Annotated in this window: 1 protein-coding gene and 1 pseudogene; both read right to left on the reverse strand. The window is 31.7% G+C overall.

Annotation, left to right across the window (positions count from 1 at the left end; translation table 11 throughout):
* A pseudogene (locus tag CRV01_RS12945) lies at positions 1 to 134 on the reverse strand (PAS sensor domain-containing protein); the annotation flags it as partial.
* A 14-nt stretch (positions 135 to 148) separates the two neighbouring features.
* Positions 149 to 514, reverse strand: a 366-nt coding sequence (locus CRV01_RS12950; protein ID WP_258238420.1) for a methyl-accepting chemotaxis protein, incomplete at its 5' end; no start/stop codon positions are given.

The following is a 514-nucleotide window of genomic DNA, read 5'->3' on the forward strand; positions in this document are numbered from 1 at the left end:
CCTACTAATTCTTCTAGCGAGTATTCTGCTATTTTACAAAAATCATCATTTGCAAATCTTATTACACCTTTTGCATCTGTCTCACTAACCAAGAAGGCGTATTCATCTAATACTGTCTCTTGTCCTGCTGCCATCTTTTTATTTTCCTTTAGTTAAACTTTTTATTTTTTGCATCATTTACTAATTCATTTGCCATTACTGATACTTCATCTGCTATTGTTTTTACTTGATTTGCTTCACTTGCATTTTCTTGTGTTACACGGTCTAGCATTGTTACTGCATCATTTATTTGTTCTATTCCTGTCATTTGTTCTTTACTTGCTTTTGAAACATCTTCTATTATATGGATTGTTTCTGTTATATGGGTATTTAATTCTTTATATCCATTTATCATTTCATCTGATATCTTTTTACCATCATTTGCTTTTAGGTTTGCATCTTCTACTAAATCTTTTATTTCTCTTGCTGCTTGGGCAGATCTATTTGCTAGGTTTCTTACTTCCCCTGCTACTAC

It is taken from the genome of Arcobacter sp. CECT 8983 (genome assembly GCF_004118855.1).
Lineage (GTDB): Bacteria > Campylobacterota > Campylobacteria > Campylobacterales > Arcobacteraceae > Halarcobacter.